At 70.6% G+C, this 17828-nt stretch carries 19 protein-coding genes; 13 read left to right on the top strand and 6 right to left on the bottom strand.

Annotated elements, in window-relative coordinates; all coding sequences use genetic code 11:
• Positions 1–77 precede the first annotated feature (77 nt).
• From B2515_RS05065 to B2515_RS05055, 3 genes are all read left to right on the top strand, one after another.
• A complete protein-coding gene (locus tag B2515_RS05065; protein WP_293874473.1) occupies positions 78–686 on the top strand; it encodes an RNA polymerase sigma factor in 609 nt (202 codons plus the stop codon).
• The gene (locus B2515_RS05060; RefSeq protein ID WP_293874470.1) at positions 595–1611 is read left to right on the top strand and encodes a FecR family protein; all 1017 of its coding nucleotides are present in this window, start codon (positions 595–597) and stop codon (positions 1609–1611) included. The genes B2515_RS05065 and B2515_RS05060 overlap by 92 nt, the downstream gene beginning before the upstream one ends.
• 110 nt (positions 1612–1721) lie before the next feature.
• Positions 1722–3290, top strand: coding sequence for a CRTAC1 family protein (locus B2515_RS05055; RefSeq protein ID WP_293874467.1), 1569 nt, complete (start codon positions 1722–1724; stop codon positions 3288–3290).
• On the opposite strand, the gene B2515_RS05050 is transcribed toward B2515_RS05055, so the two are convergent.
• Entirely contained in the window at positions 3242–4351 is a 1110-nt protein-coding gene (locus B2515_RS05050; RefSeq protein WP_293874464.1) for an NAD(P)H-dependent flavin oxidoreductase, read from the bottom strand. The genes B2515_RS05055 and B2515_RS05050 overlap by 49 nt on opposite strands.
• A 96-nt stretch (positions 4352–4447) precedes the next feature.
• On the opposite strand from B2515_RS05050, the gene B2515_RS05045 reads away from it, so the two are divergent.
• The 5 genes from B2515_RS05045 (at position 4448) to B2515_RS05025 (ending at position 9504) form a co-directional block, all read left to right on the top strand.
• Positions 4448–5026: an FKBP-type peptidyl-prolyl cis-trans isomerase gene (locus B2515_RS05045; RefSeq protein WP_293874461.1), complete on the top strand. Its 579-nt coding sequence runs from the start codon at positions 4448–4450 to the stop codon at positions 5024–5026.
• A gap of 586 nt (positions 5027–5612) precedes the next feature.
• A complete protein-coding gene (locus B2515_RS05040) occupies positions 5613–5981 on the top strand; it encodes a TadE/TadG family type IV pilus assembly protein (RefSeq protein ID WP_293874458.1) in 369 nt (122 codons plus the stop codon).
• Entirely contained in the window at positions 5981–7591 is a 1611-nt protein-coding gene (locus tag B2515_RS05035) for a TadG family pilus assembly protein (protein ID WP_293874455.1), read from the top strand. The genes B2515_RS05040 and B2515_RS05035 overlap by 1 nt, the downstream gene beginning before the upstream one ends.
• 111 nt (positions 7592–7702) lie before the next feature.
• On the top strand, positions 7703–8926 hold the full coding sequence (locus B2515_RS05030; protein ID WP_293874452.1) for a GTP-binding protein: 1224 nt from the start codon (positions 7703–7705) through the stop codon (positions 8924–8926).
• On the top strand, positions 8926–9504 hold the full coding sequence (locus tag B2515_RS05025) for a DUF1826 domain-containing protein (protein ID WP_293874450.1): 579 nt from the start codon (positions 8926–8928) through the stop codon (positions 9502–9504). The genes B2515_RS05030 and B2515_RS05025 overlap by 1 nt, the downstream gene beginning before the upstream one ends.
• Positions 9505–9517: 13 nt before the next feature.
• Here B2515_RS05025 and B2515_RS05020 read toward each other — a convergent pair whose 3' ends face one another.
• Entirely contained in the window at positions 9518–9964 is a 447-nt protein-coding gene (locus B2515_RS05020; RefSeq protein ID WP_293874448.1) for a MarR family winged helix-turn-helix transcriptional regulator, read from the bottom strand.
• A 116-nt stretch (positions 9965–10080) separates the two neighbouring features.
• Here B2515_RS05020 and B2515_RS05015 point away from each other — a divergent pair, with 116 nt between their 5' ends.
• Positions 10081–10506, top strand: coding sequence for an organic hydroperoxide resistance protein (locus B2515_RS05015; protein ID WP_293874446.1), 426 nt, complete (start codon positions 10081–10083; stop codon positions 10504–10506).
• A gap of 34 nt (positions 10507–10540) precedes the next feature.
• On the opposite strand, the gene B2515_RS05010 is transcribed toward B2515_RS05015, so the two are convergent.
• From B2515_RS05010 to B2515_RS05000, 3 genes are all read right to left on the bottom strand, one after another.
• On the bottom strand, positions 10541–11002 hold the full coding sequence (locus B2515_RS05010; RefSeq protein ID WP_293874444.1) for a hypothetical protein: 462 nt from the start codon (positions 11000–11002) through the stop codon (positions 10541–10543).
• Positions 11003–11023: 21 nt separating this feature from the next.
• Complete coding sequence (locus tag B2515_RS05005) at positions 11024–11803, bottom strand: SDR family NAD(P)-dependent oxidoreductase (protein WP_293874442.1); 780 nt, start codon at positions 11801–11803, stop codon at positions 11024–11026.
• 66 nt (positions 11804–11869) lie between these two features.
• The gene (locus B2515_RS05000; protein WP_293874440.1) at positions 11870–12943 is read right to left on the bottom strand and encodes a catalase family protein; all 1074 of its coding nucleotides are present in this window, start codon (positions 12941–12943) and stop codon (positions 11870–11872) included.
• A 215-nt stretch (positions 12944–13158) separates the two neighbouring features.
• Here B2515_RS05000 and B2515_RS04995 point away from each other — a divergent pair, with 215 nt between their 5' ends.
• Positions 13159–13926, top strand: coding sequence for a Crp/Fnr family transcriptional regulator (locus B2515_RS04995; RefSeq protein WP_293874438.1), 768 nt, complete (start codon positions 13159–13161; stop codon positions 13924–13926).
• Positions 13927–13947: 21 nt separating this feature from the next.
• On the opposite strand, the gene B2515_RS04990 is transcribed toward B2515_RS04995, so the two are convergent.
• Positions 13948–14364 (bottom strand): response regulator, encoded by a 417-nt coding sequence (locus tag B2515_RS04990; RefSeq protein WP_293874435.1) that lies wholly within the window; start codon positions 14362–14364, stop codon positions 13948–13950.
• 149 nt (positions 14365–14513) lie between these two features.
• On the opposite strand from B2515_RS04990, the gene B2515_RS04985 reads away from it, so the two are divergent.
• The 3 genes from B2515_RS04985 to B2515_RS04975 all read left to right on the top strand — a co-directional run bounded on the left by B2515_RS04985 (position 14514) and on the right by B2515_RS04975 (position 17827).
• A complete protein-coding gene (locus tag B2515_RS04985) occupies positions 14514–14726 on the top strand; it encodes a hypothetical protein (protein ID WP_293874433.1) in 213 nt (70 codons plus the stop codon).
• Positions 14727–14916: 190 nt separating this feature from the next.
• Entirely contained in the window at positions 14917–17310 is a 2394-nt protein-coding gene (locus tag B2515_RS04980) for a PAS domain-containing protein (RefSeq protein WP_293874430.1), read from the top strand.
• The gene (locus B2515_RS04975; protein ID WP_293874428.1) at positions 17303–17827 is read left to right on the top strand and encodes a response regulator; all 525 of its coding nucleotides are present in this window, start codon (positions 17303–17305) and stop codon (positions 17825–17827) included. The genes B2515_RS04980 and B2515_RS04975 overlap by 8 nt, the downstream gene beginning before the upstream one ends.
• The last annotated feature ends 1 nt before the right edge of the window (position 17828 follow it).

Genomic DNA, 17828 nt, shown 5'->3' with positions numbered 1-17828 from the left:
GTGTCCAATGCTGGTCGTATCGCCTCAACAGCACGTCCGCGGGAGAGGATCGCCTTCGCCACGATCGGGGGGTTCCGTTGGATTCAGTCAGAGCCAGGCTCGAATGGTACAAGCAGGCCATCCTGCCGCACGAAGGCGCGCTGCGGGCGCGGCTGCGGCGGGTGCTGCCCGACGGCGCCGATGTCGACGACGTCGTGGCGGAGGCGATGACGCGGGCCTATGCGACCGGCGACACCGACCGCGTGCAGTCGGGCCGCGCCTATCTGTACCAGATCGCGCGCAACCTCGTCATCGATGCGGCGCGGCGCAGCAAGATCGTGTCGTTCGAGGTAATCGCCGACCTCGACCTGATCGGCGTCGACGACAGCGCGCAGGCGCGGCTGGAGGCGCGCGACGAATTGCGCCATCTGCAGGCGATCCTCGACACCCTGCCGCCGCAATGCAGGCGCGCATTCGTGCTGCGGCGTGTTTACGATTGGCCGACGGGTGCGATAGCAGAGGAGATGGGCTTGTCCGTTTCCACGGTAGACAAGCATTTGGCACGCGCCGCGCTGAAGATCATGCAGGCGATCGGCGAGTACGAGGGTTCGGGTTTTGGATGGTCCCTGCACAGGCGCAACGGAACGAACGGCGATCGAGGCGGAAGCGACGCGTCTGTTCCTGAAGGCCCGCGCCAGCGAGGCTGAGGCCGACTGGGACGCCGCCTATCGCTGGATCGAGCAGGACCCGGCGCACGGCTATGCCTTCGCCAAGGTCGAGGCGGGCTGGGACCTCGCCGCGCGGCTGCGCGACATCGCGCCCGAGCGGCTGGACGGCGGCGCGGTGCGCGGCGAAGCCATGCCGGTCTCGATCGCCGCCGCCCGCCGCGCACCGGCGCCGCCGGTGACGCGGCGGCTCGCGATGGGCGGGATCGCCGCCGGCCTGGTCGCGGCGGTCGGTGCGGCGGCGTGGCGGTTCGGCGCGACGGGCGACCATTATGCGACCGGCGTCGGCGAACGCCGCGTGGTGACGCTGGCCGACGGCAGCCTGATGCGGCTCAACACCGACACCGCGGTCACCGTCGACCTCGCGCCCCGACGTCGCTCGATCCGGCTGCTGCGCGGCGAGGCGAGCTTCGACGTGGCGCACGATACGCGCCGCCCGTTCGTGGTCGCGGCGGACGAGGCGCGGGTGCGCGCGGTCGGCACCGCCTTCACCGTGCGGCTGCGCAGCGACCTGACCGAGGTGACGGTAAGCGAGGGGATCGTCGGCGTGCGCGACGGCGGCAAGGCGGAACGGCATGTGCCCGCGGGCAATGCCGCGGCGGTGCGGCGCGGCACGATCGCCGTCACCGCGCTGGCGCCGACCGATATCCAGCGCCGGCTGGCATGGCAGGACGGGCGGCTGAGCTTCGACGGCGATACGCTGGAACAGGCGGTCGACGAGTTCAACCGCTACCGCATCAGGCCGATCGTGATCGGCGATCCGGCGCTGGCCGGCGTGCGGATCGGCGGCACGTTCCGCTCCGATCGCTCCGGCGATTTCGCCCGCGCGCTCGAACAGAGCTTCGGCATCCGCGCGATCGAGGGCGGCGACGGATCGCTGCTGCTCGTCCCGGCCGGCGACGGATAGCAGAAACGCGCCGCCCGTCCGTTTGGGAGGGGGAGAGGCGGGCGTCGCAACGTCCCGGCGCGGGCCAGCGGCCCGATCAACCCGCCCCGTCCGTTCAAAGGGGAAGCCCCATGTACCGTCGTTCGTCCGTGTCCCGCCGCCCGCTCGCCGCGCTGCTGCCCCTCTGCCTGCTGCTCGCCGCCGCGCCGCAGGCGGACGAGCCGGGCCATGGCGTGCCGCTGCCCGCCGCCGGCACGACCGCGCCCGCCTTTCAGCCGGTCCAGGCCGAGCTGTTCGGGGTGGTCGGGTCGCTGTCCAACGCCTGGGGCGACATGGACAATGACGGCGACCTCGATTTCGCCGTGTCGCTGAAGAGCGGCGAGGTGCGCCTCTATCGCAACGACGGCGGCACCTTCGTCAGCGTCGGCGCGGCGATGGGCCTGCCCACCGCGGCACACGAGCTGCGCGGCCTGAGCTGGGGCGATTACGACGGCGACGGCTGGCTCGACCTGCTCGGCGGCGCGACCGATCCCAAGCAGCCGACGCTCGTCTTCCACAACCGCAAGGGCAAGGGATTCGAGGAGGTCGGCGCCGCGATCGGGCTTGGCTTCGCCGGCCGCTCGGCACGGCAGACGAGCTGGGTCGATTACGACAATGACGGCGACGTCGACCTCTATGCCGCCGACCGGATCGGGCCCAACCGGCTGATGCGCAACGACGGCGGCCGCTTCACGCAGGTGTTCGCCGGCACCGGCGTGTCCGATCCGCGCCCCACCGTCGGCGCCTGCTGGTTCGATTACGACGCGGACGGCGACCTCGACCTGTTCCTAGCCAACCAGTCGGGCGCGAAGGACGCCTTGTGGCGCAACGACGGCGGCAGTTTCGTCGACGTTGCCGAACAGGCGGGCGTCGCGGGGCCGGCGCGCACGAAGGAAGAGGGCGGCGTCGGCTGCGCGATCGGCGATTACGACAATGACGGGCGGCTCGACCTGTTCGTCCCCAATTACGGGCCGAACGCGCTCTATCGCAACCGCGGCGACGGCACGTTCGAGAACGTCTCGGTCGCGACCGGCGTCGGCTTCGCCAATCACGGCGTCGGCGCGGCCTGGGGCGATTACGACAATGACGGCTGGCTCGACCTGTCGATCATGGCCTACGAAGGCCCGGTCGGGAAACAGGAGCCGACCAACGCGCTGCTCCACAACGAATCCGACGGCAAGGGCGGGCGCCGCTTCGTCAACGTGCTGCCGCGCACCAGTGCGATGAACGCCGGCGACCATGGCGTGCAATGGGTCGATTACGATCGCGACGGTGCGCTCGACCTGTCGATCACCGATGGCTACGGCCCGGTCGGCGGCCATTTCCTGTTCCGCAACCTGTTGCCCGCCGCCGCCGCGGCGCGCAGCCTGTCGGTGCTGCTGCTCGACGCGCGCGGGCATTTCACCCGGCCCGGCGCCGAGGTGCGGCTGCGCGATGCGCGCGGGCGCATCCTCGCGACGCGGCAGGTCGGCACCGGCGACGGCTATAACACGCAAAGCGCGCAGCCGGTCCATTTTGGGCTGGCGACGACCGCCCCGGTTACCGTCGAGGTGACCTGGCTGCGCGGCGGCAAGCGGGTCGTGCAGCGCCGGTCCGGCATCACCGCCGCCGCCTATCGCGGCCGGTCGCTCGTCATCCGCGAGACGCCGTCGCGCAGCTGAGGCGGCGGTTCGGCGGCATCCGTCTCGCGCATCAGCGTCGCGACCAGCCGGGCCGCCGGCATCGCCCGGGCGAGCGGCGCCCCCTGCCCGGCCCAATGCGCGCCGAAGCCGGATTCGCCCCGCGCCGTCGCCGCCGCATGCAGCGCCTTGCCGGCGTCATAGGCGATCGGATAATCGGGTGGCACCAGCCCGGCGAGATCGCCGGCGAGGGCGGTGAACCGGTTGGCGAGCGCGCGCGCCGGGCGGCCGGAGATCAGCGACGTCATCGTGGTGTGATACGCCCTCGGCCCCGCCAGCGCGGCGCGATAGCCCGCATCGGCGGCGGATTCGGGGCAGGCGACGAACGCGGTGCCGAGCTGCGCGGCGACCGCGCCGAGCCGTAGCGCGGCGGCGATGCCCGCGCCGTCCATGATCCCGCCCGCCGCGACGACCGGCACGCGGACCTCGCGGACGAGCAGCCGGACCAGCGCCATCGTGCCGAGCGCATCGTCGGGTGCGGCGGGATCGAAGACGCCGCGATGGCCGCCCGCCTCGATCCCCTGCGCGACGATCGCGTCGATGCCGGCGGCCTCCACCATGCGCGCCTCCGCGGGGCTGGTCGCGGTCGCGAGGAGGAAGACGCCGCACGCGCGCAGCATCGCGATCGCCGCGGCGGACGGCAGCCCGAAATGGAAACTGACGACGGGCGGCGCGACCTCGGCGAGCATCGCCAGCATCGCGGGATCGTCGGCGAAACTCGTGTAGATCGTCCGCAGCGCGGCGGGCGGCGCGGCACCGAAGGCGGCGAAGCGCGGCGCGAGCGCGTCGAGCCAGCGGCGTTCCCGGTCGCGATCGGCGATGGCACGCGGATGGACGAACAGATTGACGTTGAAGGCGGCATCGCGATCGAGCCGCGCGCGCAGCGCCGCGATCATGCCGCGCGCACCGTCGGCATCGGTCGCGCCGACCGCGATTCCGCCGAGCCCGCCGGCGTTCGACACCGCCGCGGCCAGCGCCGGCGTCGACACCCCCGCCATCGGGGCCTGGACGATCGGCAGGGTCATGCGCAGCGCGTCGAGCATCGCGTCCGTCTCCTCCTTCGCCGATCGCGGTGCAAGGGGCGATCCGCCGTGCCGCGGGAGTGGCGCGACGGCCGCGGCCTGCCTATAGCGCCGCCGATGACCGTCTCTTCCCGTCCGCTGCGCCATGGCGTCTATGCCGCCGTCCTGATCTCGCTCGCCGCGCCCGGCGGCACGGCCGTCCGCAAGGCGAAGCCGCGGGTGACGGCACCGGCCCCGGTCAAAGCGGACGGGACGATCATCCCGCTGCCGCTCAACCCGATCGTCCCGGCGGCGCAGCGTGCGTGCACCAGCCGCACGCCGAACGGCCTCGGCTATACGATGCTGCGCGCCGCGCCGGGCGCGATGCCGGCCGCCAGCGACGTCGTGCTGGTCAATTACATCGGCTATCTGGCGGCGACGGGCGCGGTTTTCGATCAGGGGATGCGATCGCCCTTCCCGGTCAGCGGCGTCATCCCGGGCTTTTCGCAAGGGCTGCAGATGATGGGGAAGAGCGGGATCGCGCGGTTCTGCATCCCCGCGGCGATGGGCTATGGCCCGCAGGGATCGGGACCGATCCCGGCGAACGCCGACCTCGTGTTCCAGGTCGAGCTGATCGACTACAAGACGACGGCGGAGATCGAGAGCATGAAGGCCGCCGCCGAGACGCCCGAGCCGAAGGCGAACCCGCAGCCGTAAGGCCCATGCCGGCGAGCAGGCCGCGCGTCACGGATCGTGCGACGGCTCCGCCTCTGCGGCACCGCGATCCGCCTCCCGCTTGTCCGCCTTGGCCTGCGCCTTCTTCGCGGATTCGGCGGCCTTGGCCCGTTCGCGCTCGCGGCGCTCGAAATCGTAGTTCGGTTTGCGTGGTATGTCGGTCGCTCCACGGGGGCGTCGGGTCGCGCGGGGCGCGCGACCTCTGGAACCCTCGCCCACCGGCTACACCGATCCGCGCTGCGCGACCAGTATCGGAGCGCCCGGTGCGCGGTGCTGCCGCGACCCTAACCGGATGCGACGCCGCTAAGCATGTCGGCGCCTGCCGAGGGGGTGCATGCACCCGGCACAAGAGATGGCGCGCGCGATCACGGTGTTGGCGCGCGAACTACAACCATAATGATTTATTAGGTATTTTTTAGCCCGCCTCGCCGAAATTTCCATGCGAGGGAGGAGCTTTATGGTTCCGAAGGACGGAACGCCAACTCTGTGCGCATACTTGGCAGCGCTCTGCGATACTGCCATCTGTCGCCCGACGCGCAGGATACGGGCGGATCGGGCCGGCGCGGTATTGATCGAGTTCGCGATCCTGATCCCGATCCTGATGCTCTTCAGCTTCGGCATCATCTCCTATTCCTGGTGGTATCTTCTCGCCAACGGGGTGCAGCATGCCGCCAGCGACGGCGCGCGCGCGTCGATCGCGGGGCTGGACGCCGCCGAGCGGCAGACGATGGCGGTCAACAAGGCCACCGACAATCTGCGGGCGATCGGTCGCTACGACATGCGCCAGGCGCAGGTCAGCGTCGTCGAACAGGCGAACCGGCTGACCGTCACCGTGACCTATGACGCGGGCGGCGACGCGAACCTGAAGCTGCCGTTCGTGCCCGCGCCGCCGTCGCGGATCGTCCAGCGCGCCAGCATCCTGCTGGGCGGATTGTGATGCGTCGCGCCGCGCGCGGGCTGCTGGCGTCGCGAAAGGGCAGCGTTTCGGTTCTATCGGTGTTCCTCATCCTGATCTTCATGGGCGGTGCCGCCACCGCGGTCGATTACGGGTCGCTGGTGATGCGCAAGCAGCAGTTGCAGGGCCTCGCGGATCGCGCCGCGATGGTCAGCGTCGGCACCGCCAATGCGGCGACCACCGCCAACCAGCTGATCGCGGTGGAGGGGGCGTCGGGCGTGACGCTCGTCACCGCGCAGCCCGGCAGCTATTCCGCGGATCGCAGCCTCGCCCCGGCGGCCCGGTTCCGCGCGAGCGCCGACGAACGCACCGCGGTGCGGGTCGTGCTCGGGCGACGCGTGCCGCTGTTCTTCGCCGGCGTGCTGACCGGCCGGCGCTTTCAGGACCTGCAGGCGACGGCGACCGCGGCCCGCACCGGCGAGGCGGCGATCAGCATCGGATCGCGGCTCGCCAGCGTGCAGGGCGGCGTGCCGGGCGCGTTGCTGTCGTCGCTCGCCGGAGTCGATCTCAACCTGTCGGTCGCCGACTATAGCGCGCTGGTCGACGCCAATGTCGATATCCTCGCACTGTCGCGCCTGTTGCAGACGCGCGCCAGCGTCGGCCTGGGATCGCAGGGCGGCACCGCCGCGGCAAACGTCGAGCTGCCGACATTGGTGACCGCAATGGCGGATGCGGCGACCTCCCCCGCCGCCGCGGTGCTGCGACGGGTCGCACTGAAGGTGCCGGCGACGCGGGTCGACGTCCGCCGGCTGATCGACCTCGGCACCAGCGTGGCGCCGCCGGCGGTCAAGGTCGCCGCCGATGCGCTGCTGCGCGAGGCGCTGATCGGCACCGGCGGCGACCGGCAGGTGACGCTCAACCTCGGCGCGCAGGTGCCGGGGCTGACCTCGACCGGCGTCCGGATGGCGATCGGCAGCCGGTCGGCGACCTCGCCGTGGATCAAGGTCGGCCGCGATGCGACGGTGACGGTGAGCACCGCGCAGATGCGGATCGGCGTGACCGCGCGGATCGACGTGCTCGGCATCGGTCTCGCCGCCGCCGAACTGCCCATCGTCATCGAAGGAGCGAGCGCAGAGGCGCGGCTGGCCGCGGTCACCTGCGCCAGTGACGGCGCCAGCGTCGCCGTCGATGCACGCGCCTCGCCCGGGCGGGCGATGATCGCCTCGGTCGCCGATCCGGCCTTCTACGCCATGGAAACGCCGCTGCCGTCGCAATATGCCACGCTGCTGAGCCTGCCGCTGACCAGCGTGAAGGGGCTGGCGGACATCCAGCTGGCGGGATCGACGTGGCAGCGGCTGCAATTCTCCGCCGCCGACATCGCCGCCAATACGGTGCGCACGGTCAATGCCTCGTCGCTGAGCGGCGGGCTGGTGGCCTCGCTGTTGCAGCGGCTGGACCTGCGGATCACCGCGCTGGGCATTCCGGTCAGCACCTCGCCGCTCACCACGCCGCTGTTTACCGCATTGTTCGGCGCCACCCCGGCGCTCGACCTGCTGCTCGACCAGGTGCAGCAGGTGGCGGGCATCCGCGTCGGACAGGCCGACGTGCGGGTGCCGGGCGCGCGCTGCGGCGTCGCCGCGCTGGTCGGCTGAACCGCGCCGAACAACCGGACCGCCGCACTTTCGCGGGCCGACGCCCCGACGGGCTGGACAGCGCGCCGTGGCCACCCTATTCAATGATACAACATATCATTGGAGACTGCCATGCGGGACGACGCACGCCTGCCGGTAACGGTGCTGTCGGGCTTTCTGGGGGCCGGAAAGACGACGTTGCTCAACCATATCCTCGCCAACCGCGGCGGACGGCGCGTGGCGGTGATCGTCAACGACATGAGCGAGGTGAACATCGACGCCGATCTCGTCCGCGGCGGCGAGGCGGCCTTGTCGCGAAGCGAGGAGGCGCTGGTCGAGATGACCAACGGCTGCATCTGCTGCACGCTGCGCGACGATTTGCTGGCCGAGGTGCGGCAGCTCGCCGAGGCCGGCCGCTTCGACAGCCTCGTGATCGAAAGCACCGGCATTTCCGAGCCCCTGCCGGTCGCCACCACCTTCTCGTTCCGCGACGAGGCGGGCGCCTGCCTAGGCGATGTCGCGCGGCTCGACACGATGGTGACGGTGGTCGACGCGCTCAACCTGCTGTCCGACTATTCGAGCCGGGATTTCCTCGCCGATCGGGGCGAGAGCCTGGGCGAGGACGATACCCGCAGCCTCGTCGGCCTGCTCGCCGAACAGATCGAATTCGCCGACGTGATCGTCGTCAACAAGGCCTCGTCGGTGTCCGCCGAACAGCTCGCGACGGTGAAGAAGCTGGTCGCCAGCCTCAATGCCGATGCGCGGATCGTCGCCTGCGACCAGGCGCAGGTGCCGCTCGACGCGATCCTCGACACCCGGCTGTTCGACGAGGAGCAGGCGAGCCGCCACCCGCTCTGGGCCAAGGAGCTGTACGGCTATGCCAGCCATCAGCCGGAAACCGAGGAATATGGCATCGAGAGCTTCGTCTATCGCGCCCGCCGTCCGTTCGACCCCGCCCGGTTCCATGGCTTCCTGACCGACGGCGGGCTCGATCACGTCGTGCGCGCGAAGGGGCATTTCTGGCTGGCGACGCGGCCCGACTGGGTCGGCGAGCTGGCGGTCGCGGGCAGCGAGACGATGACCTCGCGCCTCGGCCGCTGGTGGGCGTCGATCCCGAAGCACCAATGGCCCGACGACGACGAGCGGTTCGAACGCTTCGTCGCGGGGCATTGGGATGCGATCTGGGGCGACCGGCGGCAGGAGCTGGTGTTCATCGGCATCGGCATGGACGAAGCGCGCATCCGCCGCCGGCTCGACGCCTGCCTCGTCGGCGCGGCGGCCTTCACCCCGCAGCTGTGGACGGCGATGCGCGATCCGTTCCCGGCATGGGGCGAACGCGTGGCGGAGCCCGCGTGATGGCGACGAGGCTCGCCGATCCGGTCGCGCGCAGCGATACCGCGGACGTCCTGCACGCCATCCTCGATCCGGGTTGCGCGCTGGCGATCTGGGAGCGCGCCCTCCCCGCCGCGCTCGTCGCCGACCTCACGGCGCTGGCCCCGGACAGCGTCGACGACATCGATGCGGTCGTCCGGACCGACAGCGCGCCGATCGCGGTCGCGGTGCTGCTCGGCGGGGCGGGCTACGACCCGGCGACCGCGCTGATGCTGGCGACCGAGATCGGCACGTCGGCGGAGCGCCTCGCCCGCCTCGCGCCGGTCGAGCGGCTGCGGGTCCGGCTCGAGATCGTGACGACGGATGCCTGCCGCCGCTTCCACGCCGACCGGGTGACGCTGCGGCTGCTGGTCACACTCCACGGCCCGGGCACGCAATGGATCAGGGCCGCCGATCCGGACGCGGTCGCGCAGGTGCCGACCGGCGCCGTCGCGCTGTTCAAGGGGCGGCTGCTGGTCGAGGAACCGCCGATCCTCCATCGTTCGCCCCCGATCACGGGGACGGGGCGGCACCGGCTGATGCTCGCGATCGACCCCGTCTGACGCCGCCGTCGGCTCATACCGCCGCGGCATCGGCGGCGAGCGCGCGCCGCAGCGCCGCCACCTCGCGGTTGAGCGCAGCGAGCCGCTCGGGCGCCATGCCGGTCCGCTCGACGATCATCGGCGCGAGGCATCCCGTTTCCGCCCAGCGCACCTTTCCCGCCTCGGTCAGGCGGACGCGCACCTGCCGCTCGTCGGCGGGATTGCGCAGCCGCGTGACCAGCCCCGCCGCCTCCAGCCGTTTGGCGAGCGGAGTGATCGTGCTCGGCTCCAGCGCCAGCCGCTCCCCGATCTCACCGATCGAGCGTCCCTCCTCGGCCCCGTTCAGCACCTGCAAGACGAGGAATTGCGGATAGGTGATGCCGAGCCGGTCGAGCACCGGCTTGTAGGCGCGATTGATCGCGATGGTCGCGGCGTAGAGCGAGAAGCAGAGCTGTTCGTCGAGCGGCAGGGGTTCGGGCATCGGGGCTCTCCTCGACGCACCCATAGCACGCCAAAGATTATCGCGGCAAACAGCTCTGGACAGGCGGGCTCGACAGACCTAGATGATTATCGCGATAAACGATTTGGAGACACCGCATGTCGATCGACGTCAAATACAGCACGACGGCCACCGCGACCGGCGGCCGCGACGGCCATGCCCGGTCCGAGGACGGCCGTTTCGAGGTGCAGCTCTCGACCCCCAAAGAGCTCGGTGGCGCCGGCGGCGACGGCAGCAACCCCGAGCAATTGTTCGCGGCGGGCTATTCCGCCTGCTTCATCGGCGCGCTGAAGGTCGCGGGACAGCAATTGAAGGTGAAGCTGCCCGATGACGTCGCGGTCACCGCCACGGTCGGAATCGGTCCGCGCGCGGCGGGCGGGTTCGGCATCACCGCCGACCTGACCGTGTCGCTGCCCGGCATCGAGCGCGAGGCGGCACAGCGGCTGGTCGATACCGCGCACCAAATCTGCCCCTATTCGAACGCGACGCGCGGCAATGTCGACGTGGGCCTGACGCTCGCCTGACGTCCCGGCATTCTCTTCGACCCGGCGCGCGCCGTCACGCGCGCGCCGCGGCTCTCGCGCCCGCCGCGGTGGCGAGACCGAAGACGAGGTGATTGGCGGTGTGCATGCCGATCGTCGTCGCATCCGATTCCCATTCGGGCCGCTTCAGCCCGAGCAAAGGACCGGCGACCCAGTGCGCCACCGCGTAGAACGCCAGTCCGAACGCGATGCCGCCGGGCAGGACGCCCGCATCCTCATCGACCGTCGCGGCATAGACCGCACCGGCGGCCGCCGACAGCAGCAAATGCCCGCCCTGGATTACCGCCTGCTCGCCGGACGACGCCAGCGCATCGTCGGGCGGCACCGTCACCCCGAGGCCGCGCGCACCGGCCCGTTCCAGCATCGCGAGTTCCGACGGTGTCCCGCTCTTCCGTTCGCCTGCGATCAGCATCGCGGTGATGCCGAGCCCCGCGACCAGCCCGCCGGCGATCGCACCGGCCATGCGTCTGCCGTTCATATCCTGCCTCTCCCGGAATCGTCAGCTGAGCGGCGGCTGACCGTTCGACGCACTCAGGCCGCCATCGACGGGAAGATTGACCCCCGTCACGAACCGCGCATCCTCGCTGGCGAGGAAGGCGATGACGCCGGCGATATCGTCGGGCTCGGCGCCGCGCCCCATCGGAATACGCTCCTCGAACTTGGCGATCAGCTCGGGCTGTTCCTTCATCCCCGCGGTCAGCGCGGTATAGGTCAGCGACGGGTTGACCGCATTGACGCGGACGCCGTGCGCGGCCTCGTCCATGGCAAGCGCGCGGGTGAAATTGGTCACCGCACCCTTGGCCGCGCAATAGAAGCTGTGGTTCCAGTCGCCGCCGAGCCCCGACACCGACGAGACGTTGACGATACAGCCCTTCGCGGCACGCAGGGCGGCGATCGCGGCGCGGCTCATGTGGACGACGCCGTACAGGTCGGTTTCGATGACTTTGGTGAAGGCCGACAGATCGCCCTCGTCCAGCTGGCCGAGATGATCGACGCCCGCATCGTTGACCAGCACGTCAACGCGGCCGAACCGCGCGATCGCCTGCGCGACGAGCGCGTCGCAGGCCGCGGGATCCCGCACGTCGGTGACGAGGGTTTCGACATCGCCCTCGAGGCCGGCGGCGACGTTGGCCAGCGCGTCGCCGTCGACATCGCTGAGGACCAGCGTCGCGCCCTCGGCCGCGAAGCGTCGGGCGGCGCGCTCGCCGATCCCCGACGCCGCGCCGGTGATGAGGACGACCTTGCCCTGAAAGCGCCGGGGGGTGGCTGGATGGGTCATGCGTATTTCTCGTCTGTCGGGGTCGGGATCATGATCGATGCGATGGCGCGGCGGCGGTGGCCGCGATCAGGCGGCCGGTTCGTGATACGGGCAGGCGTTGACCCGCGCGCGGAAGTCCGCCGAATGGCGATAGGGTTCGTTGCGGGCGCGGTTGATGTTGCCGAGCGGCTGATGCGCCGCGATCCCCGTCCAGATCGCGAACCGCGTCTCCTCGTTGATCCGCTGTACCTGCGCGGGATCCCAGCTGTCCTGCGCCGCAACGCGGACGGTGCCGACCTTGCGGAACGGCGCCTCCGCCTCGTCCCATTCGACCGTCGGGTCCTCGATCGGCTGGCGTTCGAGGTCGCGGCACAACTGGACGCGGAACTCCCATTCCGCATCGATCCCGGCCATCTCGGACCGGACGTCCTCGCGGATCGCATCCTCACGGCCGTCGACATGGATCGTCCCGCCGGTCAGCGCGGTCATCGCCGGCGCGACCGGCTTCAGGCTGAACTTGGCGATATAGTCGCCGTAGCGGAACGGCGTGACGCTGTAATAGGTCTCGCCGAGCGGCTCGACATTGGGCGCGCCGCCGAGCGAATTGATCGCCGCGCTCTCGATCCCGACCGCCTCCAGCGCCCCGCGTACGCCGCGCAAAACCGACGACATCACCGTCTTCGTACCCTCCATCCGGTCGGTGGTCCTGGCCAGCAGCTTGAGGTTGCCGAGGAACTTGTCTGCGGTCTTCGCCTGGAAGACGGTGCCGTTGACCATGACGAAGTCCTGCGCGTTGCCCTCGGAGCCCGGCAGGCGCGCGCCGTCGACGTCGAACACCTTCATCGCGAGGCCGCGCGGCAGGCTGATCGCGTCGGGCAATATGTCGCCGGCGTTGGTCGACAGGCGCAGCAGCACCTGGTGCGTGCCCGGGGTGGCGAACAGGCCCTGCGCCAGCTCCGGCGGCAGGTCGGCGTCGACCGTCAGTTCGCCGGACAGCACGCCATGCGCCTTGGCATGGACCGAGCGGACGGCATGACCGTAATCCTCCGCCGTCCGTTCGAGGATCACGTCGAACGCAGCGCAAAGCTGTTGCACCGTTTCGCGCTCGTCGGGCTGGATCGTCTCGACATCGGGGTGGTAGCGGACGGGGGCATCGGTCATCGGAGCTATCCTTCAGGGGCGGGAGCGGGGTTCAGCGGCGCGCGCGGATGGCGCGCAGACGCCCGCCGGGGCGGCGGGCAGCGCGGCGACGGCCGGACGGAATGGGCATGGGCGCTCCTGCTGTGTCGAACGGTGAACAGACGGCCGCCCGCAACGTTTCCGTACGATACCGGGCAGAGCGCGCCCGGCGACAGCGAGCGAGCGGAACGAACGTCATGTCCAACGTCACCCCGATCACCGGCCATGCCGGTCCCGACCCGGCGAACCCGACGGCGGACCGGACGGGCAACAGGCTGCTTGCCAGCCTGTCGGCGGCGGATCGCGCGCTGCTGGCGCCGCATCTGGAGCCGGTGTTCTTCGCGGTCGGCGACGTCATCACGCATGCGGGCGATCCGATCGAGAGCCTGTGCTTCCCCGAACAGGGGATCGCGGGCGTGCTCGATTCGCTGGAGGACGACCGGCGCTATGCGATCGGACTGGTCGGTGCGGAGGGGTTTCTCGGCTGGCCGCTGCTGCTCGGCGACGACCGCTCGCCCTATGACGTGACGATGCGCGCCGAACGCGGCCAGGCGCTGCGCATCGCCGCCCCCGCCCTGCTCGACGCGGTCGAGGCGAGCGCGACGCTGCGGTGCGCGCTGCTCCGCTTCGTCCACGTCTTCATGCTGCAGATGGGGCGGACGATCGTGTCGTCGCTGGCGCATCCGATCGAGCGGCGCATGGCGCGCTGGATCCTGCTGTATCACGACCGCGTCCAGGCGGACGAGATCAACATGACGCACGAGGAATTCCGCCTGATGCTCGGCGTCCGCCGCAGCAGCGTCACCGATGCGATGCACCGCCTCGAGGAAGAGCGCGCCATCCGGGCGCTGCGCGCGAAGATCGTCGTCCATGATCGCGCCAAGCTGATGCAGCTGGCCAGCGACACCTACGGCCGTCCGGAACAGGAATATCGCCGGCTGATGCATGCGCCGGCGAGGGTGTGACGCTCCGGGGCGCGCCCGGACCTATCCGTAGACGCTGGCCGTCGCCGCCCGGTCGTGATTCGCGATGACGCGGCGTAGCGCCTGGCGGAATCGCGCCGCCTCTCGGGTCAGCGCCGCCTTGTCGAAACAGGCGGCCGCGCCGCGCCTGATCGATTCCCGGGCGATATCCGATCCCTTTGTGGTCGACGACGACAGCACGACGATGGGCGCATGGCGCGGCCCGCCGAAATCGTCGAGGAACGCCAGCCCGCCCATGCCCGGCATATGGAGGTCGAGGGTGATGACGTTGGGCTTGAGGGTGCGCAGCAGCACCTTCGCCTGCTCCGACGAGGCGGCGACGCCGACGATCTCGGCGCCCGGGTCCTGGATCACGATCTGTTCGATGATCGCCCGCGCGGTGGCGGAATCCTCGATAATCAGCAGCCGGATGCAACCCACCTCAACAATCCCAAGCTGTCGGCCCGCCATCGCGGCGGGCTGCCTGCCCCTGCTATCGGGGGACAGCTAAGCATATGTAAAGTCATAACTTACGATCTGGTTCGCGTGCCGACGCTTGCCGATCGGATCGCAATCCCCACATCTGGTGGATGAGCCCCGACGACCGCGACGACCCGGACGACATCGCCTATCTGCGCCGGCGGGCGGCCGAAGAGCGGTCCGCGGCCGACGACGCGGCCTGTATGGCGCGCACCGCGCATGCGGATATGGCGGACGATTATGCCGATCGGGCGGACACGCTGGCGGAAGCCGCCGCCGCAGGGCAGGCGGAGCTCGAGGCGCTGCTCGGCCGGATCGACTGACGGCGCGCCGGCGGGGGCCAAGACAGCCCCGATCGCCGGATACGCGCGCGGTCGGGGCTGTCCTGCTGTCCGTGTGGCCTGATGGCTCACCCGTCCTCCATAGGCCCGATCTGGTTAACGCCCGGTAACCACGCACGCGTCCTATCGTCGCCGCAGCGGCCATTTGCACATGTCGCGCGTTGGATAAGCCATGGATATAGCGGCAGATAACCCCGGCCTCCCGGAACGCCTCGCGGCGGCCGAAGCGGCGCTCCAGCACAGCGAGGCGCGGCTTGCGGCCTTGCTCGCCACCGTCCCCGTCGGGGTGGCGATGATCGACGCGGACGGCAGGATCGTCGATGCCAATGCCGAATATCTGCGCTTCTGCCCGACCGGAATGATGCCGTCGCGGGACGAAACGCGCGTCGCGCGCTGGCGCGGCTGGGACGAGGCTGGCCGCGCACTGTCGCCGACCGACTTCCCCGGCGCGCGGGCGCAACGGGGGGAGAGCGTCGTGCCGGGGCAGGAGATGCTCTACACCGACGACGATGGCGACGAGCGGTGGGTGCGCGTCGCGACCGTGCCGATCCGCGATGCCGCCGGCACCGTCACCGGACAGGCCAGCGTCGTCAGCGATATCGATGCGCTCAAGCGCCTGTCGGAAGCGCGCCGCGAGGGCGAGCGGAGCCAGGCGCTGCTGTTGCAGTTGAGCGACGCGATCCGGCCGCTGGACGATCCCGCGGCGATCGCGGACTGCGCGGTCGACCTGCTCGGCGCCCATCTGGCGATCGATCGCTGCACCTATGTCGAATTCATCGAGGATGACGACCGGCACCATATCGTCGTCGCAGCGGAATATCGCACCGCCGATGCGGCCAGCTTCGTCGGGCTGCACGATGCCGCCGGGTTCGGCGACGACCTGATCCCCCTGCAGGCCGGGCAGGTCGTCGCGGTCGCCGACGTCGAGCAAGAGGCCGGCGCGGACGTCCTGCTGGCGAAATGGCGAGATCTGAACGTTCGCAGCCGCCTGGGCGTGCCGGTGATGCGGAACGGCCGGCTCGTCACCGCGCTGACGATCCAGCACCGCGCACCGCGTCCCTGGAGCCCGGGCGACGTCCGCCTCGTCCGCGAGGCCGCGGAGCGGACATGGGTCGCGGTCGAACATGCCCGCGCCAGAGCGCGGCTGCGCCGCAAGGATGCCGCGTTGCGCGAGGCGCAGGCGCGCGCGCAACTGCTCGTCGAGGGGATCGCGGTCGCAACCTGGGAAGCGCCGCGGGACGGCAGGGTGACGGTCGACAGCCCGAGCTGGCGCCGCCTGACCGGACAGAGCTACGAGGCGTTTCGCGGCTTCGGCTGGATGCAGGCGATCCATCCCGACGATCGCACGCCGGTGATGGCGCAATGGCAGGACGCGCGCGACCACGGTCGCGGCACCAACCTCGAATATCGGCTGCGGCTGCGGGACGGCACATATCGCTGGGTCAATGCGCGCGCGATCCCGCTGTTCGACGCGGCCGGCCATGTCGAGAAATGGGTCGGCATGAACATCGACATCGACGCCCGCAAACGGCTCGAACGCGCCGTGACCGACAACGAACGCCGGATGCGTGCGCTGGTCGAAGGGGGCCCGCAGCTGCTCTGGCGCGCGTCACCGGGCGGCATGTGGAACTGGGCGAGCCCGCAATGGGCGGCCTTCACCGGCCAACCGGAACGGGCCAGCCATGGCGCGGCGTGGCTGGCGATGCTCCACCCCGACGATCGCGCCGCCGCGGAGCGGGCGTGGGCGCAGGCGGAGGCGCGCGGCGGCTTCGACATCGAACACCGGCTGCGGCGCGCGGACGGCGTCTACCGCTGGTTCAGCACGCGCGCCGTGCCGGTGTGCGACGACCATGGCGCCATCGTCGAATGGCTCGGCACCTCGAACGACATCCACGCGCTGCGCGAGGCGCAGGACCGCCAGGACGTCATGGTGGTCGAGCTGCAGCACCGGACCCGCAACCTGATCGCCGTCATCCGGTCGATCGCGGACCGGATGATCGACGGCGCGCCCTCGCTCGCGGCGTTCGAGGCCGGGTTCGGCGAGCGGCTGTCGGCACTGTCCCGGGTACAGGCGCTGCTGTCCTGCACCGCGACCGGCCGCCGCGTGACGTTCGGGGAGCTGCTCGACGCCGAGCTGCTCGCGCACGGCGCCATCGGCCGGCGCGGCGGCGACGCGCATCTGATGCTTGACGGTCCGGCGGACGTGCCGCTCCGCTCCGGTGCGGTGCAGAGCCTCGCGCTGGCGATCCACGAGCTGGCGACGAATGCGGTCAAATATGGCGCGCTGCGCGACGGACGGGGGCGGCTGGCGATCGCATGGCATGTCGAGCAAGAGGCCGACGGCGTGCCGTGGCTGCACGTCGACTGGCGGGAAAGCGACGTCGACCTGCCCGCCCCGACCGGCACGCCGCCGTCGGGGGGGTACGGGCGCCAGCTGATCGAACGGGCGCTGCCGTACCAATTGGGCGCGCGCACCGAATATGCGTTCACCCGCGATGGCGTGCATTGTAGGATCGCCGTGCCGGTCGTCTCGACACGCACAGACAAGGACAATGAGGATGGCTGAAGCGCTGTTGCAGGATCGCCGCCTTCTGGTGGTGGAGGACGAATATACCGTCGCCGAGGCGATGGAACGGAGCCTGCGGCGCGCCGGCGCGATCGTCATCGGCCCGGTCCCGTCCGTCGCGCAGGCGCTGGCGCTGCTCGACCGCGAGAGTGCGATCGACGGCGCGCTGCTCGACATCAATCTCGGGCGGCACAAGGTCTATCCCGTCGTCGACCGGCTGCTCGCCAGGGGCACGCGATGCATCTTCACCACCGGCAACGATCCCGCGGACGTGCCGGCAGCCTATGCGCATGTCGCCCGCTGCGAAAAGCCGGTCGGCCTGTCCTGCGTCGTCGAGGCGCTGCGGGCGGACGACGACGGCCGTGACGCGACGGCGACGCAGCACTTCCTCGTACTGCAGCACATGCGCGACCAGCTGCTGGCGCAGATCCGGCTGGCGGAAGAGCACGACCAGACCTTGCTGGCCGCCAAATTGTGCGAGGCCGTCGACGTCGTCGAAGCGTCGTTGCAGAACTGAT

The sequence above is a fragment of the Sphingomonas sp. UBA978 genome (assembly GCF_002292295.1).
Taxonomy (GTDB): domain Bacteria; phylum Pseudomonadota; class Alphaproteobacteria; order Sphingomonadales; family Sphingomonadaceae; genus Sphingomonas.
The sequence above is the reverse complement of the archived record's forward strand: the minus strand, read 5'-3'. Positions and strand labels throughout refer to the sequence as shown.